Below are 26,433 nucleotides of genomic sequence, written 5' to 3'. Positions count from 1 at the left end.
GGTCAGTCGTCCGCCGAGAGCGGCTGGCCCTCGGCGTCGGTCGGCGCGGGGCTCTCGCCGTCGGCGAAGGGGTACCACGACTGCTTGCCGTCGGCGAGACACGGGTCGGTGTACCCCTCGACCTCCTCCGGCTCGGCGAGTTCGACGATGGTCTCGTGGCCGGTGGCGTCGACCCACTCGCGGAAGGTCTGGCCCTCCTCGCGCAGGGCGGCGTAGGCCTCGACGAGGTTGGCGATCATCCCCGGCACCTCGTCGGCGGGGACGCGCTGGCGCACCCACTCGATGAAGGTGGGGTCCTCGCCGATGCCGCCGCCGACGCCCACGTCCATCGCCTCGACCATCTCGCCGTCCTTCCGGGCGCGCATCCCCTGCAGGCCGATGTCGGCGGTCATCGCCTGGCCGCAGTCGGCCGTACAGCCCGAGTAGTGCATCTTGATGCGGTCCACGTCGTCGGGCAGCTCGACCTCCCCGGCGAGCCACTGGAGCATCCGGGCCATCCGCGCCTTCGTCTCCGTCAGCGCGAGCGAGCAGAACTCCGTCCCGGTACAGGCCATCGCGCCCTGCTCGAAGGGGTTGGGCTCGGGCCGGTAGGTCTCCAGCAGGTCCTCGTTGAGGAGGTGCGCGAGCCGGCCGTCCGGCACGTCCATGATGAGGGGGTTCTGGCGCCGGCTCAGCCGGATCTCGCCGGAGCCGTACGCGGAGGCCAGGTCGGCGAGTTCGATGGCGTCCTCGGCGGGCATCCGCCCGACCGGGACCGAGAGGCCGACGTAGTTCTTGCCGTCCGTCTGGTCGTAGACGCCGACGTGGTCGTGGGCGCCCTGCTCGGTCGGCTTGCCGGCGTTGTAGGTGTACTCGCGGCGGAAGTCCGTTCCGGCCCGCTCCAGTTCGAAGTCCAGCCGCTCGCCGAGTTCCTCGCGGATGGCGTCGGTGCCCCACTCGTCGACGAAGAAGCGGGCGCGGTTCTTCGAGCGGTTCTCGCGGTTGCCCTCCTCGTGGTAGAGCTCGACGAACGCCCGTACCGTCTCCTTGGCCTGGTCGCGGGTGACGAAGAGATCGAGCGGGCGGGCCTCGCGCGGTTCGCGGCCGCCGAGGCCGCCGCCGACGCGGACGTTGAACCCCCTGACCTCCTCGCCGTCGATGAACTTGTGGGCGGGTTCGAGGCCGATGTCGTTGATCGAGTCCTGGGCGCAGCCCTGGCGACAGCCCGTCACCGAGATGTTGAACTTCCGGGGCATGTTGGCCAGGTCGTCGTCGCCGCGGATCTCCGCCTGGATCTCGTCCAGGAGCTCGCGGGACTCGACGTACTCCTCGGCCTTCCCCGCCACGGGACAGCCGGAGATGTTGCGCATCGTGTCGCCCCCCGCGGAGCGCGAGGAGACGCCCACGGCTTCCAGTTTCTCCCAGATCTCGGGGATGTCCTCCAGCTTGAGCCAGTGCAGTTGAATCGACTGGCGCGTCGTGAAGTCGATCCAGCCGTTGCCGAACTCGGGGTTCTCGACGGGACCTTTCGCGTAGTCGCGGGCGACCTCGCCGATGGCCTTCAGCTGGCCGGGCTCGAGGACGCCGCCGCAGTTGGTGAGCCGCATCATGAAGTACGACTCCTGGCCCCCGCGGTGGTGGAACACCCCCCAGAACTTGAACCGGGAGAACCACTCGTCGCGCTCCTCCTCCGGGATGGCGTCCCACCCCTTCTCCGCGAACTCCTCGATTTTCTCGCGCACTTCGTCGCCGTACATCTCGTCCTTCCAGGCTTCCTTCTTGTGTGGCATTGATTTCCTCCGTTTTAGGTTTGTCCGCAATTTCGGCAAATACCCAAACGTTCGTCTTCTGATTTACGTTTTAGCTAGCTGACTGCGATGCACATAAGCATAATCGTTTAATAATTTGTGCAATCTGATCGATATCCGGACGAACGCTCGAAATACAATGACCTTAAACGCATTTGGGTGGGGGTCGCGCGGCGGTCGCGGTCGCGGGGTCAGGTGCCGAGGCGGTCGGTGGCCGGCGCGAGGTCCGCGTGCGAGCCGGCGGTCAGCGGGTGGGCGTCCACGTCGGGCGCCTGGGCGTCGACGACGACGGGGTCGAGCCGCGAGAGCACGTCGTAGAGCCGGCCGGAGCCGGCCGCGAGCGTGTGGTCGCAGGCGACGCGGGCCGCGCCGGTGTCGTAGACGGCGTGCAGCGGGTGGAGCCGGCCGTCGCTGCGGGGCACCGCGGCGGCGTCGTCGCAGGTCTCGAAGCAGTCGTCGAGGAGCGACGTGTCGACGGTGGGCACGTCGCCGGCGACGACGGCGACGGCGTCGCCCGACGCGACGCGGACGCCGGTCCGGATGGCCGCGACCGGCCCCTCGTCGGCGATCGGGTCGACCGCGAGCCGGTGGGGACGGTCGCCGACCGCCTCGGAGGCCGCGCTCCGGTCGTCGGCCGAACAGGCCACCACGACCTCGTCGACCGCCGGCGCGACCGCGTCGGCGACCCGCCCGAGCGGCGCGTCGTCGGTCGACGACCCGAGCGCGTTCCCGACACCGGTCAGCAGGAGCGCCGAGCGCATCTCAGTCGTCCCCCGGTGCGGCCGACTCCGACGCGCCGCCCGCGCTCACGAAGCCGCTCTCGGTCGCGATCTCGGCGATGTGGGGCTGGAACACCCACGCCGCAAGCAGGACTATCGGGACCATCGAGACGGCGACGATGGAGTAGCCGATGTGCAGGTTCGCCAGGAACGGCGCGGAGTAGACCAGCGGGTAGACGATCCCGCCGACGGTGCCGACGCCGCCGACGACGCCCGCGACCGCGCCGGAGCTGTTGGGGAACATCGCCGGCACCTGCGCGAAGATCGAGCCCTCCGCGAACGCGCAGGCCATCCCGACCACGAAGCCGGCGCCGACGGCGACGAGCACCCGCCCCGACAGGCCGGCCAGCGTCATCCCGAACATCGAGACGACGACGAACGACAGCGTCACGAACGTCCACTGCTCGCGGTAGCGGCCCTCGAACAGCGGGATGATGTCTTTCTCCCTGCGGGCGAGCACGTCGCTGACGTAGCCGCCGATGGGGCGGAGCAGCCCGGCCGCGACGGAGAACGTCGCCGCGAACGTCGAGGCGAGCACGAGGTTGTCGGTGTTGAACCCCTCGCGGTAGTACGTCGCGAGCCAGCCGTTCATCGACAGTTCGAGGCCGAACGTCATCACGTACGCGAGCGCGAGCACGACCGTCCCGTACCGGGTGGCGGTGTAGAACCAGCCCTTGAAGCTCGCGTTGTCGGCGGTGGCCTGCCGTTTCTCGTCGCTCTTGGCCGCCTCGCCGAGCGCGTAGTAGACGACCGCGAGCAGGATGGACACACAGCCCGTGTAGAAGAAGGCCGCTCGCCAGTTGGTCTCGAACAGGGGCCCGCTCCAGTTCGAACCGAACACGCGCGGGAGGACGAGCGCCCCGCCGGCCGCGCCGGCGTTGCCGATGCCCGCGTAGATGCCCTCGGCGGTCCCGAGCTGCTCCTCCTCGAACCACTCGGAGACGTGCTGGATCCCGATGACGAACGTGATCCCCGCCGTCGCCACGATGAGCCGCTCGACGAAGAACACGGCGTAGCTCTGTGCGAACGCGCTCGCGATCGAGAACACGCCGACGTAGGTGAGCACGATGGCGAACACCGCCGGCGCGCCGAACTTGTCCGAGAGCCAGCCCGTCAGGATGCGGCCGAAGGGCGCGAGCCAGATGGCCGCGCTCGCGAGGATCCCGATCTCCGCAAGCGAGAGGCCGAACTCCTCCGCCATCGGTCCCGTGAACGGGGCGAAAGAGAACCAGATCAGGAACGAGAAGTTGAACCCGACCGTGGCGAGCACCAGCGTCCGCCACTTGGTCATCCTGATCAGACCCACGCCGATCCCCCCGCCTCGCCGGCGGCCGCACCGACGACCGCCGAACCGTAATTAACTATCATTTCCGTTTGTTCGTCCAGTATTTTATCGTTCTTCATATCGAACGTCCACCTTTGTACGGATATAGGTTGGATGCTCGTAACATATAACCCTAGTCGTTTAATTAATCAATCGTGAGTTCGTGGCGCTGGACGAACGGGAGATATTAGGACGGATGCTGTAGATATTAGGATGTAATACGTCGAATCGGGCGACGGAAAACCGGACGACCGTCGACTTTCGACCGCCCGCCGACGTGGCGTCGGCTGGCCGCGGTGTCGGTTCGGCGCGAGCCGGCGCGCGCGGCATCGAGGGGGAGATCGCCGTAGCACAGCGGCTGAGCGGTCCCGAGCTCGGAGAACGGGCGGCAGAAACGGGAGCGACGGCCGGTCAGTCGTCGGCGCGGGCGGGCGAGGTGGCCGCGGCGGCGGCCCGGTCGGCGGGCGCGACGAGCCGGACGGCGCACTGCTTGAAGTTCGGTTCCTTCGACTGGGGGTCCAGCGCGTCGACGGTGAGGCGGTTGGTCGCCGGGTGGTGGATGGGGAGCCAGACCAGTCCCCCGGGGACGGCCGGGTCGGGGTCGACCGTCGCCGGGACCGCGTCGCGGCGCGTCTCGACGACGACCGAACCGTCGGAGACGGCGTCGCTGGCGGCGACCGTCTCGGGGTTGATCCGCGCGACGACCGGGTCGGGGTCGTCCACGTCCCGGGTGCGGACGCCCGTGTTGTACTGCTCGGACTCCCGGGCGGTCGTCAGCGTCAGCGGGTAATCCTCGTCCACCGGCTCGGGCAGCCCCTCCTGGCGGGCCGTCGAGAAGCCGGCCCTGCCGCTGGGCGTCGGGAACGACCACGACTCCTCGCCCGTGTCCGGCTCCGGTGCGACCCCGTTGTCGCCGTCCCGCGGGACGTACCCGCGGTTGCCGTCGTCGCCGTCGTAGTAGCGGTAGCCGGCGTCGGTCTGGGCGTCGGGCGCCGGCCAGCGCAGCGCCTTCAGATCCTCCAGGCGGTCGTAGGTGATCCCGGACATATCGGCGATACTGCCCGCCGTCATGCCCGCGAACTCGTCGAACAGCGTCTCGGGGTCGGGGTCGGGGTCGTCGAACAGCTCGGGGAACAGCCGCGCGCCGATGGTGGCGATGATCCGCAGGTCCGTCCAGACGCCGCTCGGCGCTTCGGTGGCCGCTCGCACGCGCGAGACGGTCCGTTCCATGTTCATCGCGGTACCCTCCGACTCGCCCCAGGTCGCCGCCGGGAGGACCACGTCCGCCAGTTCGGTGGTCTCGGTCCGGAAGGCGTCCTGGGCGACGAGGAATGTGTCTTCGAGCGCCGCTTTCGCCGCGCTCGCGTCGGGCATCCCCGCGACCGGGTTGGTCGCCACCGTGTAGGCGACCGCGACCTCGTCGTCGAACGCCTCGAACATTCCCACGGGGCCGGGGCCGGCGTCGTCGGGGAGCCGGTCGACCGGGATCCCCCACTCGTCAGCGACGAACGCCCGCTCGTCGGGGTCCTGGAACGGGCGCTGGCCCGGCCAGGTCCCCTTGCACGAGCAGACGCGGGTCCCCATCGAGTTGGCCTGGCCCGTTAGCGAGAACGGGCCGCTACCCGGCCGGAGGTTGCCCGTCGCGAGGCAGACGTCGATCAGCGCCCGCGAGATGTCGGTCCCCTGGACGTGCTGGTTGACGCCCATCCCCCAGTAGCACAGCGCGTCCCGCGCGAAGGCGTCCGCGAGGCGGTCCACGTCGGCCGACGAGACACCAGCCTGCTCGGCGGCGGTCCCGCTGTCGGGCAGCGCGGCCCGGAGGTCGTCGAACCCCTCGGTCGCCTCGGCGACGAACTCGGTGTCGACGCGGTCGGTCTCGACCACGCGGGCGAGCACCGCCCGCGCGAGCGCGAGGTCTTGCCCGGGCTCGGGCGCGACGTGGGCGTCGGCCGCCTCGGCCGTCTCCGTCTCCACCGGGTCGACGGCGAGCAGCTCGACGCCGTCCTCGTTCGCCGCCTGGCGGATCCACCGGAACATGACCGGGTGGGCCGCTGCCGGGTTCGCGCCCCAGACGACGTGGGCGTCGGCCGCCGGGATGTCGTCGTAGCTGCAGGGGGGCGCGTCGCTACCGAACGCCTGGTAGTAGGCGGTGACGGCGCTGGCCATGCACAGCGTCGTGTTCGCGTCGTAGTATCGCGTCCCGAAGCCGCCGCGGGCCAGTTTCCCGAGCGCGTAGGCGGCCTCGTTGGTCTGCTGGCCGCTGCCCATGACGGCAACCTCCCCGTCGCCGTCGAGGGTCCCCTGGAACGCTTGCAGCGCCTCCGACAGCGCCACGTCCCACGTCGTCGAGACGAGGTCCCCGCCGCGGCGCACCAGCGGCCGGGTCAGCCACTCCCCGTCGGGGTCGGAGGTCTCGCGCACGCCCCGCTGGCAGGCCAGCCCCTGGTTGACCGGGTGGGCGGCGTCGCCGCGCACCACGTCGACGCCGTTCCCGATGTCCGCGCCGCGCTGGAGGTGCCCGCACCCGACCGCACAGCGCATGCACGTCGTCGGTACCCAGTCGCTCATGGCGCGATCACCGCCGACCGTGACCGACTGCCGGTCTGTCCCGATCTTCCACAATAATGTAGACGAACGCAAACCATTCTGTCGTCTACTGATCTATACGTCCTGTACTAAACACTATCCCTTGAAGGATTAAAACACATATCGACACGATCGAAACGGACGGTCAGTTCGGTAGCGACTGTTGCCGCCGGCGCGCGGACCGGACCGGTCCGCGTGCGGCCCGGAGACGGTGCGGCTCGGGGTCCTACCCGGGCAGATAGTCCGCCATCGACGACGACTCCGGTTCGGGGAGGTCCAGGTCCGCACCGGTGAGCGTCTCGACGGCGTCGGCGACGGCGACGGCGAACTCGGTCGGTTCGGCGGCGGCCGGCGCAGCCGAGAGCGCGGTCGCCTCGCTCGTCGGGACGACCGCGTCGGCCGCCTCGACGGTCCGGTCGCCGTCGGCGAAGTTCGCGACGACGGTGTCGACCGCGGCGTCCACGTCGGCCAGCCGGTCACAGGTCCGGGGGACGGCGTCGCTCCCGCGCTCGGCGTCGGGGACCACGAGCGCGACGGCGTCGGCGGCGGTCACGGCCGCGACCGCCTGGTTGGCCCCCACGGGCGGCACGTCGACGAAGACGGCGTCGTAGCGCTCGGTCGCCGTCGACAGCCGCTCGGCGAGCCGGCGGGCGCACTCGCTGGTCTTCGCGCGGGCCAGCCGCTCGAACGGCGCCCGCGCCGGCGCGACGGTCACCGACCCCGGAACGTCGAGCGCGAGCGGCGTCTCCGCCTCGGCCAGCGGCCGGTCGTCCGTCAGTACGCGCGTCACGTCCGGGTCGATCCGCTCGGGGACGAACGCCGACAGCCCCTGGGTCGAGAACGCCGCGTCGACCACCGCCGCGTCCCGGCCGGCCCGCGCCAGCGTCGCCGCGAACTCGACCGACAGCCGCGTCGCGCCCGCGCCGCCGACGCCGCCGACCACCGCGTGGCAGTCGCCGCTTCCCTGCGTTTCGGTCATGTCCCCGCTTGGCCGCCCGCTAGTTGAAAAACCTACGCGTCGGGCGCCGGGTAGTTGCGGACCGTCGCGGCCGGTCGACCGCTCCGGGCCGCCGTCACTCGGCGCCGTCGGCGATGCTCGCCGCGATGTCGTCGAGTTCGTCGTCGTCCAGCTCGGGCCGCTCGCCGAAGATCGAGTGGATCGGGCGGCTGCCGTCCTCCTCGAAGCGCGGGACGACGTGGCCGTGGGTGTGTGGGACCTCCTGGCCGGCGGCCTCGCCGTTGTTGAACGCGACCGTCGAGCCGTCGGCGTCGACCGCCGACTCGATCGGGTCGACCAGCCGCTGCATGACCGCGAACACGTCCCCCGCCAGGTCGTTCGGCATGTCCTGGACGTGCTCGTGGTGGGACTTCGGGATGACGAGCGTGTGCCCCGGCGCGAGCGGGTTCGCGTCGAGGAACGCCAGCACGTCGTCGGTCTCGTAGACGGTGCGACTCGGGATCTCTCCCGCCACGATCGAACAGAAGATACAGTCGTCGCTCATGCGCGAGGTGACGAAGCGGAGCCAAATCAAGGTTTAGGCGCTCGGTTCCCTCCGGTGGACCCCCGTCTGCTCGTACGTGGCTCAGTACGGGCGGCGGCTGTTGCGGTGAGCGGTTGCGGTGCGGTCGGCGCGTGCTGGAGCGCGCGTTCATGCGCGCGACGACACCGCGCGAGGGATGAGAGAGCCGAAGGCGAGCGAATCGGCTGGGGAGGCCCGTGGCTGTCTGCGGTGCTGTGCGGGGCGGTTGCGGTCGCGGTGCCAGGCGGTACGGTCCCTGGCGGACTGAAAGGGCGAGGCGCGCTCGCGTCCACTTTAGTCGCCTGGGCGGGCCCCTATCCGCGCGGGCGTTGCGGAGAGCGCGGATATCCCGCTCAGCGACCGCGAGCGCGCCGAGGGCTTTCAGCGCTTACCGTCGAGTGCGGTAGATACGACTGCTAGCGAGCGCGCCGAGGGCTTTCAACGCTCGCTGTCCCCTGCCGCACTGACTCCAGCTAGCGAGCGCGTCCGGGACTCCCGGCGCTTGCTGTCTCACGCAGTCGAGTGCGGTCGCTGCCGTCGCCGTCTCTTCTGGGACGGACCCAATATCACCCACTCGACTCGCGGGTCGACCCACCACCCGGCCGACCGGTGTCGGACCGAGACGAGCCGCCGCCCGTGTCAAAAAACTATTACCTCGGGCGGGCGAGGGGCCGGGAGATGGTGTTCGAGCGACTGCGGCGCCGGGAGTACGTCACGGGGATCCTGGGCGGACTCGCGGCGCTCGGGGGATGTAACGACCTGAGCGGCGACCGGTCGTCGACCGACACGGCACCGACGGCGGGGGCGACCGACGCGGCGTCGACGGAGGGGGCGACGCCGTCGACGACCCCGGAATCGGACGCGGACGGCACCGGACTGACAGACGACGGGTCCCCCGGCGGGGATGGGGACGGGGTCCTGTACGCCCAGCCGGGAGAGATCCAGCGGACGGTCGACGAGGCGGCCGACGGGGCGGGCGGGGTCGTCCGTCTCCAGGCGGGTCGCACGTACGACGGGGATACGCCGGTCCACGTCAGACCGGGTGTGACGCTCGACTGCAACCGCGCGGTCGTCGAGGTGGCGGGCGACCACGAGGGGCTCTTCCTGGACACCGGATCGGCGGTGGTCGACGGCCGTATCGACGTGACCGCGGCGGAGTACTCGAGCAGCGCGGTCGTGCTCGACACCACGCGGTCGACCCACGGCAAGTACAACGCCGGCGACGGCCGGGACACCTCGGCGACCTTCGAGGGACACGTCCTCGGGAACGTCGACAGTGTCGGGGGCAACGGGATCGAGCTGGTCTCCGACGGCGCGGCGTTCGAGTCCGTCGCCGACGCGGGGATCACGATGGGGTGTCGGTTCGCAGGGACGGTGGCCCACTTCGAGCGCGGGGTCCGGGCCGACGTCCGGAACGGCGGCTGGATCAACTCCGTCCGGTTCGACCTGGAGTTGACCGGCAACAGGGTGGGCTTCCTCCACGCCGGGACCGGCGACGGGCTGTTGCTCAGCGACCTCTACGGCGCGGTCCAGACGAGCTGGCACGAGGGGGCCGTCGGCGTCCGGAACGCCACCGACCAGCCGTCGCTGACGGTGTACGGCCGGATCTGGGACGCCGACCCGGCCCGCTCCCAGCGCGCGGTCGAGGGCGCTGGGATCACGGTGGTCTCGGACCTGGCCGCCGACCACGCGGCGACGGCGGCCGACGCCGACGGTTCGGTCGGGCTCGACCTCCGGGGCGGCGAGTTGCGGCTGGTGGAGTACGGGAGCGGTTCGACGCTCACCGTGCGGCCCTCCGAGTCCGGCGTCGTCTTCGAGACCGACGGCGGGACCCGGTTGCTCCTCGGCGAGGACGGCCAGGTGCGCCCCCAGCCCGGGCGCGCGTACTTCCAGATGCTCGGGGAGGACCTCAGCGAGCGGTCGGGGACGAACTGGTGGGAACTCGCCGTCGACGACGGGTCGAACACCGAGGGCGGCGACCCCGCGCTCGGGCTCTGGTACGCCGGCGAGTGGCTCCTCTTCGAGTCGACGGCGTCCGTCTCCCCCTGAAGACCGGGCGCGTCCGCGGCGGCCCCCGCGGAGTCGCGGCCGGTCACCGCCGGACGCCACCCTCTTGGCGACCGGGTCCGAACCGCCGGTATGCGCATCGAGTACGACCGCGAGACCTGTATCGGGATGTTCCAGTGCGTCGCCGAGTGGGAGGGGTTCGAACGCGACAGCGACGCCGGCAAGGCGGTCCTCGTCGACGGCGAGGAGCGTGAGGAGGACATCTTCGTCCGCGAGGTGCCCGACGGCGCCGAACTCGACGCGAAGTTCGCCGCTCGCTCGTGCCCCGTCGACGCCATCGAGGTCTACGAAGACGGCGAGCAGATCGTCTGACTCGCCCCGCCGCCCGTCCTCCGTATCCGCCACCCGACGCTCCGCATTCGCCGCCCGCCGCCCCGTATTCTCGGCTGGTACCGCCTCGTGGTAGCATGTGCCACGAACCGACAATCCCGGGAATCGTTTCCGATACGCCCGTCTAACGACCAGACTCAACCGATCGAGCCACCGGTAGAGGGTATTGAAGACAAAACTTTTTCAATACGGTGGTCCATAGAATCGGCAACCCACTGACCACCATGCCCGAGATGGAAACTGCTCAGTTCGAGACCGACCTGAGCCTCTTCAAGTACGACAACCTGGAACAGTTGCCGCCGGCCTACCGCGACCTGGAGGAGGCCGAGCGGACCGAACGGATCGAGGCCGCGCTGGCGGAACTCGGCGACGACGTGGTGATCCTCGGCCACAACTACCAGCGCCGGGAGATCGTCGAACACGCCGACTTCGTCGGTGACTCCTACCAGCTCAGCACGGAAGCGGCGAACGCCGACGCCGAGTACGTGATCTTTGGCGGCGTGACGTTCATGGCCGAGTCGGCCGACATCATCACCGACGACTCCCAGAGCGTCATCCTCCCGAGCATGGAGGCCTCCTGTCCGATGGCCGGGATGGCCGAGGCGCTGCAGGTCGACGCCGCGTGGGCCGAGATCACGGGTGCGGCGCCCGACGAGGAGATCATCCCGATCACCTACATGAACAGCTACGCCGACCTGAAGGCCTTCTGCGCCGAGCAGGGCGGGCTGGTCTGTACCTCCTCGAACGCCCACAGGGCCTTCGAGTACGCCTTCGAGAAAGGCGACAAGGTCCTGTTCCTCCCGGACAAGCACCTCGGAGAGAACACCGCCTATCGGCTGGGGATGGAAGACGAGATCGCCGAGTGGGACCCCTGGGACCCCGAGGGCAAGGACGCCGAGGAGGTCGTCGAGAACGACATCGTCCTCTGGGACGGCTACTGCCAGGTCCACGAGCGCTTCCGCGAGTCTCACATCGAGGACCTCCGCGAGCGGCGGCCCGACGCGAACGTGGTCGTCCACCCCGAGTGCCGCCGGGAGGTCGTCGAGGCGGCCGACGTGGTCGGCTCCACGTCGACCATCTGCGAGACCGTCGAGAACGCCGAGCCCGGGGACGCCTGGGCCATCGGCACGGAGATCCACCTCGCCAACCACCTCGACCGGTGGCACCCCGAGGTGGAGGTGCTGCCGCTCTGTGGCGACGCCTGTATGGACTGCAACGCGATGCGCCAGATCGACCCCAACTACCTGACGTGGGTGCTCGAAGAACTCGTCGAGGGCCGCGAGCGCAACGTCATCGAGGTCGCGCCCGAGGAGAAGGAACTCGCGCAGGTCGCCCTCGACCGGATGCTGGAGATCTGACTATGAACGGGACAGACACCGACGGGGACGACGCGACCGGGACAGAACTAGAGGACTACGACGACTACCGGACGACGGACGTGCTCGTGGTCGGCTCGGGTATCGCGGGGCTCGCGGCGGCCCTGGGTGCGGCCCGCGAGGGCGCCGACGTGACCGTCGCGACGAAGGCCACCCGGCCGGAGGGAGCCTCCTCCTGGTGGGCCCAGGGCGGCATCGCCGTCTCGCGGGACGACCCCGGCCAGTTCAAGGCGGACATCCTGACCGCCAGCGCCGACACCGCGGACCCCGAGGCCGTCGACGTGCTCGTCGAAGAGGCCAACGACGCCGTCCGGGACGTGCTCGTCGACACGCTCGGCGTCGAGTTCGACACGGTGGGCGCGGAGGCGAGCGCCCCGGACGGCGACGACTGGGACTTCGGCCGCGAGGCGGCCCACGACGAGCCGCGGATCCTCCACGTCGACGCCTCGACGGGCAAGGCGATCCACGTCCCCTTCCTGAACTTCCTCGACGAGCGCGACGGCGTGACGATCCTGGACGACACCGCGGCGCTCGAACTCGTCAGCCACGAGGGCCGCGTCCACGGCGCCCTGCTGGAACACGACGGCGACGTGACGCCCACCTTCGCCGGCGCGACGGTGCTGGCGACCGGCGGCATCGGTGACCTGTACCCCCGGTCGACCAACCCGGACGGCTCCACGGGCGACGGCATCGCCATGGCCGCGCTCGCGGGCGCCGATGTCGAGGACATGGAGTACGTGCAGTTCCACCCGACCGTGTATCCTGGCGGGGAGGACCCCGAGGACGGCCCGTTCCTCGTCAGCGAGGCCGTCCGCGGCGAGGGCGCCCACCTCCTGAACGGCGAGGGCGAACGCTTCATGCCCGACTACCACGAGGACGCCGAACTCGCGCCCCGGGACGTGGTCGCCCGCGCCGTCCAGAAAGAGGTCGACGCGACGGGCGAGGTCCGCCTCGACGTGTCCCCCCTCGACTTCGCGGGCGAGTTCCCCGATCTCGCCGAGAAGTGCGAGGACAGGGGCGTCGACTGGGAGGCGGGCATCCCGGTCGGCCCCGCCGAGCACTTCCTCTGTGGCGGCGTCGACGTGGACACGCGCGGGCGCGCCTCGCTGGACCGGCTGTACGCCGTCGGCGAGTGCTCCCGCACCGGCGTCCACGGCGCGAACCGCCTGGCCTCGACCTCCCTGCTGGAGGGGCTCGTCTGGGGGCTGCGTGCGGGCGAGGACGCCGCCGACTTCGAGCCGGCGGTCGTCGAGGCGCCGGAGCTGCTGGACCGGGACCCCGCGCTGCCGGACAACTTCGCCCGCGAGAAGTTCCACCGGCTGCGCCGCGTGATGGACGAGTACGTCGGCCTGCAGCGGGACCGCGACGAACTCGGCCGCGCCCAGGCGGTGCTCCGGCGGCTCAAGGGCGAGGTCGACGCGTACGTCCGCACGCGCACGGCGCGGTCGCTGTACGAACTCCGCCACGCCTCGGTGACGGCGCTGCTCGTGACCCGCGCCGCCGCCGAGAACGAGGAGTCCGTGGGGACGCACAACCTCGTCGAGGAGCCCGCGACACCGGGGGCCGACTGAGGGCTCGATCCCATGATCCCCGATTCGAAGATAGAGGGGTGGCTCCGCGAGGACGTCGGCCACCACGACGTGACCAACCAGGTGCCCGGCGAGACGACCGGCCGGCTGGTCGCCAAGGAGCGTGGCGTCGTCGCCGGCCTGGAGGCGGCTCGCGCCGTCTTCGACTACCTCGGCGTCGCGGTCACCGACAGCGCCGACGCGGGCGACCGGATCGACGCCGGCGAGACCGTCCTCGAAGTCGCGGGGGCGGCCCGCGACGTGTTGCGCGGCGAGCGCGTGGCCGTCAACGTCGCCGGCCACGCGTCCGGCGTGGCGACGAAGACGCGGCGGGCGGTGGACGCGGCCAGGACCGAAAGCGACGACGTGCGGGTCGCCGCCACCCGCAAGACCACGCCCGGCCTCCGGGGCGTCGAGAAGCGGGCCGTGGTCGCCGGCGGCGGCGACACCCACCGGCTGGACCTGTCGCACATGGTCATGGTCAAGGACAACCACGTCGCCGAGATGGGTCTCGAATCGGCCGTCGAGCACTTCCGCGAGCGGGCGTCGTTCGCCACGAAGGTCGAGGTCGAGGTCGAAGCCCCCGGCGAGGCGCCGCGGGCCGCCGCAGCGGGCGCCGACATCGTCCTGCTCGACAACATGGACCCCGAGACGACCGCGGAGGCGGTGGCACTGCTCCGCGAGACCGCCGCCGACCTGGGCCGGGAGGTGCTGGCCGAGGCCTCGGGCGGCATCACCGTCGAGACCGTCCCCGACTACGCCGCGACCGGCGCGGACGTGGTCTCGATGGGGTCGCTCACCCACTCCGCGCCGACGCTCGATCTCTCCTTCCGGACGGGGTAACCGCGTCGGACGGGGTTTCGCGGCCCCGCCGTTTATCCCGAACCGGCGCGACGACCCACGCATGTCGGACGCCACAGCGGACGACGGCCCCGTCGGTCCCGCCGCGGTCGGCGGTGTCGCCGCGGTCGTGACCTTCGGGATGCTCGCCTACGTGACCGTCCTGCTGTTCGACCGGACCGCGCTCGGGGTCGTCGTCGGCGCGCTCTCGGGCGTCGGGATCTTCTACACGGTCCCCTACACGATCCGGCGGGGCGACCCCGAGTACGCGAGCGACGCCCACCGGAACCTCGCGCGGAGCTTCCACCCCGGCGCGGCTGGCTACGCGCTGTCGGGGGCCGGCGTCGTCGCGCTCGCGCTGCTGTTCGTCTTCGAGGACGCGCTCCTGTCGGTGGCGGTCGCGCTGACGCTGGCGCTCGTGGAGTACGTGGTCCTCTCTCGGGTCCTCCCGCGGGCGGGCGAGGCCGTCGCGGACGACGAGAGCGACTGGTCCAGCGACGAGTGGGACGAGTGAACCCGCCGGCGGTCGCGGACCGGCCTACCCCTCGTCGAGTCGCCGGGCGAGCATCACCTCGTCGACGAGTTCGCCGTCGACCTCGTAGTGGTCCTCGCGGACCGCCTCGATCCCCCAGCCGTTGCGTTCGAGGAAGTCGACGGCCGCGTCGTTCGTGGCGGGGAGGCTGTTGTACACCTTCCGGCAGCCCCGCGAACCGGCCCACGCGACGCCGCGCTGGAGGAGGTGACTGCCGATGCCGTGGCGGCGGTACCCCTCCAGGACGCCGACGGTGAGCTCGGCGGTGCCGCGGAGTTTGGCCTGTTCCTGCCCGCGGACGTGGCACCAGCCGACGACCTCGTCGGCGACCGTGGCGACGAAGACGACGCGACACTCCGTCGGGGTGCGCCGAAACAGGGTCTCCTCGTACTCGAGCTGCTCGGCGACCGTCTCGGCGGTGATGTACGACCCCGCCTCCGCGACCTCGCGGATGGCGCCGACGACGCCCGAGAAGTCCGCCGGGCGGGCCGGGCGGACCGCGTAGTCGACGCCCGCCTCGGAGAACTCCTCGGTCTCGCCGGACTGGACCCGGGGGCGCAGGCGGCCGTCGGGGTCCTCCGCGAGCAGGTCGTCGCGCTTCAGGATCGAGAGGTGGTGCTGGAAGGACTCGGGGTCGACGCCGACCCGCTCGGCGACCGCGCTGGGCTCGACCGGCCCGTGGCGCTCGACGAACCGGTAGATCCGCTTGCGGTCGCCCGAGAGGTCGACCTCGTCCGGGACCGACATCACCCCGACCTAGCCGAGCCAGCGACAAGTAGGTGGGGGCGGCCCCGCCGGGCCGGCGCCATCACTCCTCCGGCGGTGCCGCGCGGTCGTCGCTCTCGACGACGGCGGACAGCGGCGTCGCCGCCTCCCACGCGCGGTCGAAGACCTCGACCAGCCGCCCGGCCATCGACTCGTCGCGGACGTGGATCACTCCGAGGCGCTCGCCGCGCTCCAGCGGGTGGGGGACGTGGAAGGTCACCTCGTTGCCGTCGACCGCGTCGAAGGTCGTCTCCAGGTCCGTCGTCACGCGCACGGCGACGTTTGCGGGCGCCGCAGTCGCCCGCTCGACGGCCTCCGGCGGCGCCGCGTCGAGCATCGCCGCGTGGACGAGCATCTGCACGTCGACCCCTGCGTCGACCGCCTCGTAGAAGGGGTCGACCTCCGGCTCGTAGCGCTCCCACGGCGCCGCGGCGTAGGGGTCGCTCATCGCCGAGCGGACGGCGTCGCCGGCCGCCGCGAACAGGTCCCGCTCCAGCGAGACGGCCGCGTCGCTGCCCAGCGGCGCCGTCCAGAAGCGGCTCTCGGCCGGCTTCGTCGCCGCCAGCTCCGGTCCGATCCCCGCGGCGATCGACTCGTAGCGCTCGGCCCGCGAGTCGAGTTCCCGCCGGCGCTCGGCCAGCAGCCGGTCGACCGCCGTCTCCGGGTCGACCGCCGCGTACCGCGTCGGCTCGGTCGACTGGCTCCGGACGATGTCGCGGGCGTCCAGCCCGTTCAGCACGTCGTAGATCCGGCCCATCGGGACGCCGCTGGCCTCGGAGACCTCCCCGGCCGTCGCCGACCCGAGCGACAGCAGCGACCGGTAGACCTTCTCCTCGTAGCTCGACAGTCCCAGCTCCCCCAGCTCCGACATGCCCGGCGGTGGGCCCGCCCCGGTCAAAAGTGCTCGGGAACTGACGGGAAGTGGCGACGGGTTCGACAAGCGACTTGCCGGCCGGCCGCGACCGCCCGGCCGTGCATCCCTACCTGACACTCGCGCTCGCCATCGCCGCGGAGGTGACCGGGACGACCGCGCTGAAGGCCAGCGGCGGCTTCTCCGAGCTGGTGCCGACCGCCGTCGTGGTCGCCGGCTACGCGGGGTCGTTCTACCTGCTCGGGCTGACGCTGGAGGAACTGCCGGTCGGGCTGGTCTACGCGACGTGGGCCGGCGTCGGCATCGTGGCGACGGCGCTGGTCGGCGTCGTCGCCTTCGAAGAAAATCTCGACGCGGCCGGGGTCGCCGGGATGGCCCTCGTCGTCGCCGGCGTCGTCGTGTTGAACGCCCTCTCGGACGCCTACGCGCCCGCCCACTGAGCGGGCGCGGCGGGGCGGGCCGTCGTTACTTCATGTCCTGCAGGCGGTCGACGAGCTCGTCGGCCTCGTCGGCGCCTTCGACGGAGACCTCGCCCTCGTGGTCGTGTTCGTGGACGTTGACGGCGTCTTCCTCGTCGTAGTCGGCGTCGTCGCTCTGGTTCTCCTGTTCGGATTCGTCGTAGCTCCCGAAGCCCATCGTGGAGCCACCTAGCGGGATCGGAGGGAAAAACCGTGCGGTCGCGAGCGTCTCTGACGCGTGCCAGCGCCCCGCACGGGACGCCGCCGTGACCGTGTGTCAGGAGTCCAGCGCGACGAAGACCGCGCCGCGCATCCCCTGTTCACGATGGGGGGTGCAGTAGTAGGGGTAGACCGCGGGCGCCTCGAAGGTGTAGGTGAACGTCTCGGTCTCCGAGCGGACCGGGTCGCCGCTGTCGAACCCGCCCCGCTCGGCGACCACGTCGTGGGCGCCGCCCCGTCCGGTCCACTCCCAGACGACGCTCGTGCCCGGCGAGACGGCGACGGCGGGCGGGCCGTACCTGTAGAACCCCAGGTCGCCCGACACGCCGACGCGGACGCGGACCCGTTCGCTGTCGCGGTAGTCGACGGTGCCACGGTAGTTGCTGACGCCGTCGAACCACCCCCGGTAGTTGGGCTCCGTCTCGATCAGCTCCGGCTCCGGCGTGCCCGCGCCGCCGTCGGGACAGCCCGCGACCGCGGCGAGCCCGCCGGTCGCCGCCAGCCCGACCGCCTTCAGCGCCCGCCTGCGTCGGATCGGCATACCGTCCGGTCTGAGTCGTCCCCCGTTACTATGCGGTCGCTACGCGGGCCGGCGGATCCCGTCCCGTCGACAGGCCGACCGTACCGGCGGTAGGCCCGGCCCAGTCGCGGCGTCGCGGGCTGGGGCACGCAGTACGGTCGGCGTGTGATACGGTACCATCCCTATTACTTTCGCGCTCGCGCCCACTCTCGACGTATGGTAACGACCGAACGCGACCGGGGGATCGGGCTGGAGACGGAGTCGCTGACGGCCGTCCACTGGGCGGCGGTCGGGCTCGCGGTGCTGACTGGCGTGATCCACCTCTACCTGTACGCCGTCGAGGGGTTCCTGCCCTTCCTGCTGGGTGGGCTGGGGTATCTCGGCGCCGTCGTGCTCCTGCTGTTGAACGTCCGTCGACTGATCCTCTACGCGGTCGGGATCCCGTTCGTCCTCGTCCACATCGCGGGCTGGGTCGCCGCGGGGATGCCCGACGGCGGGTGGGCGCTGGCGGCCGCGCCCGCGCTGGTGAACCTCGGGACGGTCGACAAGTTCGTCGAGGTCCTGTTGCTGGTCGCGCTGGCCTATCTCGTCTGGGCCTCGGTCCGGACGCCGGTCCCGAGCGGCCAGCGCGAGCAGACGAGCTGAGGGCGGTCCCGCGACCGCGCCGGGGCGGCGACACCCGTGCGATTTTTCGGCCGCGGGCGCCGATCCGGCGACGATGAGCGACGTGCGCGCCTGCGACGACCACGGCTACTTCGAGGGGGAGACCTGCCCCGTCTGCGACGACCCCGGCCGCGCGGTCCTCGACGGCGAGCGCCGGCGCCGGCTCTCGAAGTTCTGCTCGGGGGCGCTCAGGCACTTCCCCGGCGACGCCGGCCTGACGCTGGAAGACGCGGGCTGGACTTCCTTCGCGGCGCTGGTCGCGGCAGCCGAACGGCGCTACGAGTGGGCCGACCGCGAGCGGGTCGCCGCCGTCGTCGCTACCGACCCGAACGGCCGCTTCGAGCGCACCGGCGGCTCCCGGGCGGGCGACGCCGCACGGGCGGACGACCCGGACGGGTCGGACGACCGCGTCCGGGCGGCCTACGGCCACTCGGTCGACGTGGACCTCGAATCGGGCGACGGCCCGGTCCCGGACACCCTGTACCACGGCACCGCGCCCGACAACGTCGACGCGATCCGCGCGGACGGACTCAGGCCGATGTCGCGCCAGCTGGTCCACCTGTCGGGGGGCGTCGAGGAGGCCCGGCGCGTCGGCGCCCGCCACGCCGCGGACCCGGTCGTCTTCGCGGTCGACGCGGCCGCGATGATCGACGACGGCCACGAGATCACCCGTCGGGGCCGCGCGACGTACACGACCGAACGCGTCCCGCCGGCGTACCTGACCGAACGCGCCGACGGGGACTGACGGGCCGATTCGGGGCTGTGCCGATTCGGGGCGGGGCCGCTCCTACCCCGACAGGATCTGGTGGGAGAGTTCGAGCGCGCGCAGTCCGTCGCGGGCGTCGACGGGCGGGTCCGCGTCGGCCGCAACCGCGTCGAGGAAGGCCCGCGTCTCGCCGCGGTACCCGGTGTCGGTCGCCGTCCCGTCGTCGAACGCGACGGTCGTCGCGTGGCGGTCGCCGTCCGTCCGGTAGGTGAGCCGGTCGTGGCGCCACCAGCCGTCGCCCTCGAGGACGGCGGCGCCCTCGGTGCCGATCACGCCGTGGCGGAGGGTCTCGACCGGCGAGGTCCAGCTGTTGCGGACGCAACCGACGGCGCCGGACTCGAAGGAGAGGGTCGCCACCACGTTGTCGTCGAACCCGTCGATCTCGGGGTGGCTCACGTTGGCCGTCGCGCCGCCGGCGCCGGCGACCGCGCCGCCGAGCCACCGGAGCAGGTCGAGGTTGTGCGACGCCGACTCGACGGTGACGCCGCAGGCCTGCTCGGGGTCGACCCGCCAGTTCCCCGCGGACGGGACGCCGCTGCCGCTCCGCGCGCTGAACAGCGTCACCGGCTCCCCCAGGGCCCCGCCGGCGACGAGGTCGCGCAGCCGCAGGCACGGCTCCGCGAACCGGAGGCAAAAGCCCGTCATGAAGGGGACGCCGGCCTCGTCGACGGCGCGGACGATCTCGCGCCCGTCCTCGACGGACGCGGCCAGCGGTTTCTCGCAGAAGACCGCGAGTCCGCGGGCCGTCGCCTCGCGGACGAGGGCCGCGTGGGTCCGCGGCGGCGTCGCGATATACACCGCGTCGAGGTCCGCGTCCGCGAACAGCTCTGCGGCGTCGGTGTAGGCGCGCGCGTCGGCGGCCTCGGCCACCGCGCGCGCCGTCTCGCCGTCGAGGTCGCAGACCGCCTCGAGCGCCGCCCGCTCCGATCCGACCAGGTTCTCGGCGTGCGTCTCGCCGACGCCGCCCGCGCCGACGAGCCCGACCGCGATGCTCATGGTCGCCACCGACTGCCCGGAGACGGGTAAACGCGGCGGCCGTCTCCGCCCGCGGGCCGAGTCGGGTCCCGTCAAAGCGGGGACCGGGGCGGCCGAAACCGTCTTACGGGCGGTTGGTGACAGGGGAGACGTGTTCGGCGAATCCAGCGCGACCCGCGTCGGCATCGACGGCGAGCGGTTCACGATCGACGGCCGGCCGACCTACGAGGGGCGCAGCCACGAGGGGACTTCCATCGAGGGGCGGCTGTTCAACGCCCGCCTCGTCCACGCGTGGTTCGACGACGAGAACCCCGAGACCCGCGACCAGTGGGCCTACCCCGACACCGGGCGCTGGGACCCCGAGCGCAACGTCGCCGAGTTCTGCGCGGCGCTGCCCGACTACCGCGACCACGGCCTGCGAGCGGTCGCCGCGAACCTCCAGTGTGGCAGCCCGGAGGGCTACTCGGAGACCCAGCCGTGGACCGTCTCGGCGTTCCGGCCCGACGGGTCGCTGAAGCCCGAGTGGATGGACCGCGTCGAGCGCGTCCTCGACCGCGCCGACGACCTGGGCCTGGTCGTCATCCTCGGCCTGTTCTACTTCGGCCAGGACGGCGTGCTCGAAGACGAGGCGGCGGTGAAACGGGCCGTGGACGAGGCCGTCGAGTGGCTGCTCGACCGGGAGTACACGAACGTCCTGGTCGAGGTGGCCAACGAGTGCGACATCAACTACGACCACGACATCATCGACGTCGAGCGGGTGACCGAGCTGGTCGAGCGCGTGAAGGGGATCGAGCGCGACGGTTTCCGCTACCCCGTCAGCGTTAGTTGCAGTGGGGGCGTCGTCCCGCCGGACGACGTGGTCGCGGCCTCGGACTTCGTGCTCCTGCACGGCAACGGCGTCGACGACCCCGAGCGGGTCCGCGAGATGGTCGCCGAGGTCCGCGAGCGCCCCTCCTACGAGCCGATGCCGGTCGTCTTCAACGAGGACGACCACTTCGCGTTCGGCTCGGAGTCGAACCTCGACGCGGCGGTCGAGGCCGGCGCCTCGTGGGGCTACTTCGACCCCGGCGCAAACGACTACTGGCACGGCTACCAGTCGCCGCCGGTCCGCTGGGACGCCAACACGCCCCGCAAGAAGGCCTTCTTCGCGTACCTCGACGGCGTCACCGGCCCCGAGGACGCGCCCGCCGGGGACGGCTCGTAGCCGCGCCGGCCGATGACTCACGGCCGGGAGGTGCCCGCCGACCGGCGGCGTCCCCGGGGCGCTCAGACCACCTGGTAGCCGCCGTCGACGTGGACGGTCTCGCCGGTGACGTAGCCGGCGGCGTCGCTGGCGAGGAACAGCGCGGCGCCGGTCACGTCGTCGACGGTCCCGGCCCGTCCCATCGGGATCGGTTTCAGCAGGTCGCCGGACTCGACCGAGCGGTGCTTCTCGGCGGCCGAACTGTCCCCGAACGCGGTGGCCGTCCGCCCGGGCGCGACCGCGTTGACCCTGATGTCGGGCGCCAGTTCCAGCGCGGCGCTGCGGGTGATCATCCGGATCGCGCCCTTGGTCGACTCGTAGCCGATCTGCTCGGGCTTGGCCATCGTCGCCGAGATGGAGGACATGTTCAGGATGCAGCCGTCGACGCCCCGCTCGCGCATGTCGCGGGCGGCGGCCTGGCAGCCGAACAGACAGCCGCGGACGTTGACGGCGTGCAGTCGGTCGAACTGCTCGGGGCCGATGTCGAGCACCGACTCGGTCAGGTGGACGCCGGCGTTGTTGACCATCACGTCGACACCGCCGAACTCGCGGGTCGCCTCGACGGCCGTCTCCACCTGCGCCGGGTCGGACACGTCCGTCTCGACGAACGCGGCGCGGCCGCCGTCGCGCTCGACCGCCTCGTGGGTCGGGACCGCCGCGTCGTCGCCCCGTGGGGCCTCCCGCCTGTCGGCGACGACGACCGCCGCGCCGGCGTCGGCGAACGAAAGCGCCAGCGCCCGGCCGATGCCGGAGCTCCCGCCGGTGACCAGGGCCGTCTCGCCCGCGAAGTCGAACTCGGTCGTTCCCATGGACGCCGGTACCACCCGGACCGACATGGGCGTGTCCGTCCACCTGTCGACTCAGTGCCTCGCCGCTGCGATCCACTCCTGTTGAATCCGTGCCGAGCGGGCTCGAAGGCGCCGATTCGGGGCGTTCTGGCGACGATCCCCTTCTGAAGCTCCGTCACACGATCCAGCCATGTTGGAAAACCCGATTTCCGTTCCGATGAGTTGAACCAGTGTCCGGACCGCCGGAGACGGCCCAGCGAGTCGACTCGCGCCGCGGGATCCTGTCGCCGAGAGCGGGTCGGGCCGCAGCGCCGGCCTCGCCGGGAACCAGCAATACTCCCCGGTTCCCGCGACCGCCAGTGTGGCGCCAGGAGTGTGTTCCCCATTAACAAACAGAATCATCGGTGAAACTGTGATATAAGTACGGGACGATTCAGTTTCGATAGGCCGTTTATGCCGTATTCTGGCGCGTTCGGATTTGCAACGCCGGATTCCGTTACGATAACGTGGGAAATCATTATATACCCGACGCTGGTCGAGTGTGGTATGCCACGCGATCACACTGGCAGTGGTTCGGATCTGTCACGGAGACAGTACGCGCAGGTACTCGCCGGCCTGGGTGCGGCCGGCCTGGCCGGGTGCCCGAGCGGCAGCGGCGGGGACACACCGACCGACGGCGGCGGTGGCGACCCGACCGATACCGACTCCGGGGACGGCGGAGACGGCGGGAGCACGCCGACGGACACCGAGAGCGGCGGGAGCGAGACCGCGACGGACCGGCAGGCCGTCACCGACACGATCCGGGTGGCGGCCAACAACTCGCCGGACGTGTTCGACTTGAACCCGTGGACCCCGCAGGACAACACCACCGGGGACAGGTTCATCTTCGAACTCAACGGGCTCAACAACGTCCACATCCCCGACAACGGCTACAGCGGGACGACGGTGCCGACGCCACACAAGCCCGACCACGAGGAGGTCGAAGTGATGACGTGGATCGAGGACTGGTCGGTCGAGGAGCCCTACGACTGGCGCCAGACGTACGACGACCGGGCGTCCTTCTGGAACGGCGACCCCTACGACGCGCCGACGCTGGTCCAGCACAACCACACCGCCTGGTTCTTCAACGGCAACAAGTACACCGAGGGCTCGACGTTCAACGAGGAGGCCGAGGAGCAGTGGGTCCGCCACGGCTGGTACGACAAGGGGTCGGTACCGGATCAGGAACCGAACCCCGTCGCCAGGCCCATCCTCGAGGACACGGCGACCGGCCTCCTGTTCAACTACCCGATGCACCCCGACTTCACGGAGCCGTACCTCGAGCGCTACCAGGACGCCAGCTCCTCGGACCAGGTCTCGCAGGTCAGCGACGACGTGGGGAGCGACCGCATCTCCCTCCAGCGGCTCCAGGAGAACGGCTGGGGCTCGGGGATGTACGTCCTCGAATCCATGGACGACGTGGGGTCGGAGTCGATGGTCCTCCGCAAGGACGACGACCACCCCAACGCCGGCCACACGAACGTCGAGAAGCTGGAGGTCTACTGGGCGGACACGAGCCGGCGGCAGACGCTCGCGTCGAACGGCTCGCTCGACATGAACAGCGGCGCCGTCACGCCGAACTCCGATTTCAGTCGGGAGATGCTCCCCGACCACGCACAGGAGCTGTCGCGGTGGCTCAACGCCACGCTCGGGACCCAGTGGCTGATGAACTGGCACAACGAGCACCTCCAGCGGCTGTGGGTCCGCCGCGCGCTCATCGAGGCGGTCGACTGGAACGCCGTCGTCGCCAACGGCTGGGGCCCGGAGACGGGCATCACGACCTCCTACGACACGTTCCTGATGGACTCGGAGAACGAGTCGACGTTCTCCGAGGAGTTCCTCGACAGCCTGCACACCTACTCGCGCGAGCAGAACCTCGAGAACGCCAACCAGTACATGCGCAACGCGGGCTACAGCAAGCAGGGCGGCCAGTGGGTCGACCCCAACGGGAACACCGCGAGCATCGACCTGATGGCCCAGTCGGGCAACACGAGCTACGTCCAGGGCTCCCAGACCATCCGGGCGAACCTCGCCAACTGGGGCTTCGGCGTCAACCTCTCGACACAGGGGTTCTCGACGTGGTCGAACAACCTCAACCCCGAGGGCGACGGGCTGAACTTCGACACGTCGCTGTTCTGGTCGGACACCGACACGATCTTCGGCAAGTACAACGACCGGGGCGCCTGGTGGGGCGAGGCGCTGCTGGGCGGCAGCCCCACCGCCGGCAGCGTCTTCCGGCTCACCGAAGACGACGACCGCGACACCCAGAACAAGCCCGTCCACGTCGAGCTGCCCGAGGAGGTCGGCTCCATCGAGGCGCCCGACGAGGCCGGCATCAACCCCGACCTGGAGAACGGCCGCGAGGTCGACATGTTCGAGGTCGTCCAGGAGATCCGCCAGCCGGGCAACTCCGAGGAGCGGGTGCTGGAGCTGTACCGCACCTGCGCGCAGTACTACAACTTCTATCTCCCCGACTTCGTGTTCGCCCAGTCGCTGACCGGCGTCTGGGGCAACGTCCGCGACTTCGACTGGCCCGGTCCGGACCAGCAAGCGCTGGACTACGCCCGCAACACCAGCGTCGCGACCGGCACCATCATGACCGGGCTCACCCAGGCCAGCACCGACACTGAGTTCGAACCGCCCGAGTGAGCCGCCCGGGTCCGGCCGTGTCTCGCCCCGCCGAACCGCGACGGCGCTGACCCGCAACCCCATACGGACGGGTTAGCCGCCCTTCCAGACCCGTCGTCCGAACCGCCGTTCGCAGCTCTCGAACGCTTCGAATACTGTCCTGTGGCGACAGGTTCATACTCGCGGGTCGTGCAGTGATCGACAGATGGCGAATACTGGCCCGACGCACGACGTATCGATACACGGGGTGATCCCGCCGACGATCACCGCCTTCACCGACGAGGAGGAGCTGGCGCCCGACGCGACGGCCGCCCACGCGCGGTTCGTGGTGGACCGGGGGGTCCACGGCGTCTTCCCGCTGGGGACCAACGGGGAGTTCCCGATGCTCAAGCCCGACGAGCGCGAGGCGGTCATCGAGGCCGTCGTCGACGAGGTGGGCGAGGAGGTCCCCGTGATCGCCGGCGTCAGCGCGCCCAGCACCCGCAACACCGTCTCCTACGCGCTCGACGCCGAGGGGGCGGGCGCCGACGCCGTCGTCGTCGGCATCCCCTACTACTACCCGATCGACAACGACGCCGTCGTCGAGCACTACGAGGAGGTGACCGACGCCGTCGACATCCCGGTGTACATCTACCACTTCCCCGCCCGGATGGGCAACAAGCTCGACCTGGACACGCTGGACCGGCTGGCGGCCATCGAGGGGATCGTCGGCGTCAAGGACTCCAGCGGCGACGTGGCGTGGCTCGGCCAGGCCATCGACCGCCACCCCGAACTCACCTACCTCGCCGGCCTCGACTCGCTGCTCTTTGCCGAGCTGGAGATCGGCTGTACCGGCCTCGTCAGCGCCGTCTCGAACGTCTTCCCGGAGATGACCGTCGAACTGTACGAGTCGTACGTCGACGGCGACGAGACCCGCGCCCGCGAGCTGCAGAGCCGCGTGTTCGACGTGTGGAAGGCCATCGACCAGGGTCCCTATCTGGGCGGCGTCAAGTCCGCGCTGGACCTGCATCCCGAGGTCGACTTCGACCCCGGCCCGATGCGGCGGCCGCTCCAGCGGATGAGCGAGGAGGAGGAAGTGCAACTGGAGCGGACGCTGCGGACGCTCGACCTGATCTAGACTCCGTCGTCGCTTGCCCTCAGTCGTCGCACTCGGCGGGGGCTTCGACGCCGCGCTCGCGGCGAGCCGCCGGGTTCACGTCCGCGTTGGCGGCGACCTCGCGGCCGAGCTGCCGGATCCGGTCTTCGAGGCCGGGCTCGGTGATCTCGTCGCCGTCGAACTTGCCGGAGGCGCCGCGGATGCCGACCTGGGTGGGGACCGTCCAGCCGTGGACCGACCGGACGACGGTCCGCAGGTGGTCGAACGTGCTCGCGTAGCTGCCGCCGCCGGCCGTCGCGAGCAGGCCGACCGTCGTGTCGGCGAACTCGTCCTTGCCGCAGTAGTCCAGCGCGTCCTTCAGCGTCGCCGAGTACGAGCCGTGGTAGACCGGCGAACCCAGGATCACGGCGTCGGCCTCGCGGACGCGCCGTTTGAACTCGGTCACCGCCTCGCCCTCCTCGGCGTCGGGGTCGAACGGCGGCAGGTCGACCGTCCGCAGGTCGAGCAACTCGGCGGTGGCGCCGGCCTCCGCGGCCGCGTCGAGCGCGATCCGGAGGGCCCGGCGGGTGTAACTGCCCTCGCGGCGACTGCCGCAGACGGCGACCACGTCGGGGCGGGTCATGTACCCGGATCGGGGGACTGAGCGGATAAAGGTTCGCTGAACACCGTTTTGGTAGCGACGCGGACAGGTCA

Annotated in this window: 25 protein-coding genes; 12 read left to right on the top strand and 13 right to left on the bottom strand. The window is 70.9% G+C overall.

What is annotated here, in order from left to right; genetic code table 11:
* Nucleotides 1-2: 2 nt before the first annotated feature.
* From E3328_RS14855 to E3328_RS14830, 6 genes are all read right to left on the bottom strand, one after another.
* A complete protein-coding gene (locus tag E3328_RS14855; RefSeq protein WP_135365403.1) occupies nucleotides 3-1,769 on the bottom strand; it encodes a nitrite/sulfite reductase in 1,767 nt (588 codons plus the stop codon).
* A 209-nt stretch (nucleotides 1,770-1,978) separates the two neighbouring features.
* Entirely contained in the window at nucleotides 1,979-2,548 is a 570-nt protein-coding gene (gene mobA / locus E3328_RS14850; protein ID WP_135365402.1) for a molybdenum cofactor guanylyltransferase, read from the bottom strand.
* A gap of 1 nt (nucleotide 2,549) precedes the next feature.
* The gene (locus tag E3328_RS14845) at nucleotides 2,550-3,857 is read right to left on the bottom strand and encodes an MFS transporter (RefSeq protein WP_135365401.1); all 1,308 of its coding nucleotides are present in this window, start codon (nucleotides 3,855-3,857) and stop codon (nucleotides 2,550-2,552) included.
* 444 nt (nucleotides 3,858-4,301) lie between these two features.
* Nucleotides 4,302-6,458, bottom strand: a complete 2,157-nt coding sequence (gene nasA / locus E3328_RS14840; protein WP_135365400.1) for an assimilatory nitrate reductase NasA — start codon at nucleotides 6,456-6,458, stop codon at nucleotides 4,302-4,304.
* Nucleotides 6,459-6,702: 244 nt separating this feature from the next.
* The gene (locus E3328_RS14835) at nucleotides 6,703-7,455 is read right to left on the bottom strand and encodes an AAA family ATPase (protein ID WP_135365399.1); all 753 of its coding nucleotides are present in this window, start codon (nucleotides 7,453-7,455) and stop codon (nucleotides 6,703-6,705) included.
* A 94-nt stretch (nucleotides 7,456-7,549) separates the two neighbouring features.
* Nucleotides 7,550-7,978: an HIT family protein gene (locus E3328_RS14830; protein WP_135365398.1), complete on the bottom strand. Its 429-nt coding sequence runs from the start codon at nucleotides 7,976-7,978 to the stop codon at nucleotides 7,550-7,552.
* 696 nt (nucleotides 7,979-8,674) lie between these two features.
* Between E3328_RS14830 and E3328_RS14825 the strand changes: the two genes are divergently transcribed.
* From E3328_RS14825 to E3328_RS14800, 6 genes are all read left to right on the top strand, one after another.
* Nucleotides 8,675-10,045 (top strand): hypothetical protein, encoded by a 1,371-nt coding sequence (locus tag E3328_RS14825; RefSeq protein WP_135365397.1) that lies wholly within the window; start codon nucleotides 8,675-8,677, stop codon nucleotides 10,043-10,045.
* 90 nt (nucleotides 10,046-10,135) lie between these two features.
* Nucleotides 10,136-10,375, top strand: coding sequence for a ferredoxin (locus E3328_RS14820; RefSeq protein WP_135365396.1), 240 nt, complete (start codon nucleotides 10,136-10,138; stop codon nucleotides 10,373-10,375).
* A 242-nt stretch (nucleotides 10,376-10,617) separates the two neighbouring features.
* Entirely contained in the window at nucleotides 10,618-11,751 is a 1,134-nt protein-coding gene (gene nadA / locus E3328_RS14815; protein ID WP_135365742.1) for a quinolinate synthase NadA, read from the top strand.
* 2 nt (nucleotides 11,752-11,753) lie between these two features.
* Nucleotides 11,754-13,340, top strand: coding sequence for an L-aspartate oxidase (locus E3328_RS14810; RefSeq protein WP_135365395.1), 1,587 nt, complete (start codon nucleotides 11,754-11,756; stop codon nucleotides 13,338-13,340).
* 12 nt (nucleotides 13,341-13,352) lie between these two features.
* Nucleotides 13,353-14,180 carry a carboxylating nicotinate-nucleotide diphosphorylase gene (gene nadC, locus E3328_RS14805; protein ID WP_135365394.1) on the top strand — a complete coding sequence of 276 codons (828 nt, stop codon included), beginning with the start codon at nucleotides 13,353-13,355 and terminating at the stop codon, nucleotides 14,178-14,180.
* A 61-nt stretch (nucleotides 14,181-14,241) separates the two neighbouring features.
* Nucleotides 14,242-14,691: a hypothetical protein gene (locus tag E3328_RS14800; protein ID WP_135365393.1), complete on the top strand. Its 450-nt coding sequence runs from the start codon at nucleotides 14,242-14,244 to the stop codon at nucleotides 14,689-14,691.
* A gap of 24 nt (nucleotides 14,692-14,715) precedes the next feature.
* On the opposite strand, the gene E3328_RS14795 is transcribed toward E3328_RS14800, so the two are convergent.
* Together E3328_RS14795 and E3328_RS14790 are read right to left on the bottom strand one after the other, a co-directional pair.
* Nucleotides 14,716-15,456, bottom strand: a complete 741-nt coding sequence (locus E3328_RS14795) for a GNAT family N-acetyltransferase (protein ID WP_135365392.1) — start codon at nucleotides 15,454-15,456, stop codon at nucleotides 14,716-14,718.
* A 61-nt stretch (nucleotides 15,457-15,517) separates the two neighbouring features.
* Nucleotides 15,518-16,345, bottom strand: coding sequence for a TrmB family transcriptional regulator (locus E3328_RS14790; protein WP_135365391.1), 828 nt, complete (start codon nucleotides 16,343-16,345; stop codon nucleotides 15,518-15,520).
* Between the two features lie 101 nt (nucleotides 16,346-16,446).
* Here E3328_RS14790 and E3328_RS14785 point away from each other — a divergent pair, with 101 nt between their 5' ends.
* Entirely contained in the window at nucleotides 16,447-16,785 is a 339-nt protein-coding gene (locus E3328_RS14785) for a DMT family transporter (RefSeq protein WP_135365390.1), read from the top strand.
* Between the two features lie 25 nt (nucleotides 16,786-16,810).
* Here the strand turns inward: E3328_RS14785 and E3328_RS14780 are convergent, their stop codons facing one another.
* Complete coding sequence (locus E3328_RS14780) at nucleotides 16,811-16,981, bottom strand: DUF5786 family protein (protein ID WP_135365389.1); 171 nt, start codon at nucleotides 16,979-16,981, stop codon at nucleotides 16,811-16,813.
* 99 nt (nucleotides 16,982-17,080) lie between these two features.
* Nucleotides 17,081-17,563 (bottom strand): halocyanin domain-containing protein, encoded by a 483-nt coding sequence (locus E3328_RS14775; RefSeq protein ID WP_135365388.1) that lies wholly within the window; start codon nucleotides 17,561-17,563, stop codon nucleotides 17,081-17,083.
* A gap of 195 nt (nucleotides 17,564-17,758) precedes the next feature.
* Between E3328_RS14775 and E3328_RS14770 the strand changes: the two genes are divergently transcribed.
* Both E3328_RS14770 and E3328_RS14765 read left to right on the top strand, forming a co-directional pair.
* On the top strand, nucleotides 17,759-18,187 hold the full coding sequence (locus E3328_RS14770; protein ID WP_135365387.1) for a hypothetical protein: 429 nt from the start codon (nucleotides 17,759-17,761) through the stop codon (nucleotides 18,185-18,187).
* Nucleotides 18,188-18,260: 73 nt separating this feature from the next.
* Nucleotides 18,261-18,950, top strand: a complete 690-nt coding sequence (locus E3328_RS14765) for an RNA 2'-phosphotransferase (RefSeq protein WP_135365386.1) — start codon at nucleotides 18,261-18,263, stop codon at nucleotides 18,948-18,950.
* 42 nt (nucleotides 18,951-18,992) lie between these two features.
* On the opposite strand, the gene E3328_RS14760 is transcribed toward E3328_RS14765, so the two are convergent.
* Nucleotides 18,993-19,967: a Gfo/Idh/MocA family protein gene (locus E3328_RS14760; protein ID WP_167837412.1), complete on the bottom strand. Its 975-nt coding sequence runs from the start codon at nucleotides 19,965-19,967 to the stop codon at nucleotides 18,993-18,995.
* 130 nt (nucleotides 19,968-20,097) lie between these two features.
* Between E3328_RS14760 and E3328_RS14755 the strand changes: the two genes are divergently transcribed.
* A complete protein-coding gene (locus E3328_RS14755; protein ID WP_135365384.1) occupies nucleotides 20,098-21,150 on the top strand; it encodes a beta/alpha barrel domain-containing protein in 1,053 nt (350 codons plus the stop codon).
* Nucleotides 21,151-21,212: 62 nt separating this feature from the next.
* Here E3328_RS14755 and E3328_RS14750 read toward each other — a convergent pair whose 3' ends face one another.
* The gene (locus E3328_RS14750; RefSeq protein ID WP_135365383.1) at nucleotides 21,213-21,998 is read right to left on the bottom strand and encodes an SDR family NAD(P)-dependent oxidoreductase; all 786 of its coding nucleotides are present in this window, start codon (nucleotides 21,996-21,998) and stop codon (nucleotides 21,213-21,215) included.
* Nucleotides 21,999-22,523: 525 nt separating this feature from the next.
* Between E3328_RS14750 and E3328_RS14745 the strand changes: the two genes are divergently transcribed.
* Both E3328_RS14745 and E3328_RS14740 read left to right on the top strand, forming a co-directional pair.
* Complete coding sequence (locus E3328_RS14745; protein ID WP_135365382.1) at nucleotides 22,524-24,665, top strand: periplasmic substrate-binding domain-containing protein; 2,142 nt, start codon at nucleotides 22,524-22,526, stop codon at nucleotides 24,663-24,665.
* A gap of 184 nt (nucleotides 24,666-24,849) precedes the next feature.
* The gene (locus E3328_RS14740) at nucleotides 24,850-25,761 is read left to right on the top strand and encodes a dihydrodipicolinate synthase family protein (protein WP_135365381.1); all 912 of its coding nucleotides are present in this window, start codon (nucleotides 24,850-24,852) and stop codon (nucleotides 25,759-25,761) included.
* Between the two features lie 19 nt (nucleotides 25,762-25,780).
* On the opposite strand, the gene E3328_RS14735 is transcribed toward E3328_RS14740, so the two are convergent.
* Nucleotides 25,781-26,362, bottom strand: a complete 582-nt coding sequence (locus E3328_RS14735) for an NADPH-dependent FMN reductase (protein WP_135365380.1) — start codon at nucleotides 26,360-26,362, stop codon at nucleotides 25,781-25,783.
* Between the last annotated feature and the right edge of the window lie 71 nt (nucleotides 26,363-26,433).

Source organism: Halosimplex halophilum (assembly GCF_004698125.1).
Lineage (GTDB): Archaea > Halobacteriota > Halobacteria > Halobacteriales > Haloarculaceae > Halosimplex > Halosimplex halophilum.
The sequence above is the reverse complement of the archived record's forward strand: the minus strand, read 5'-3'. Positions and strand labels throughout refer to the sequence as shown.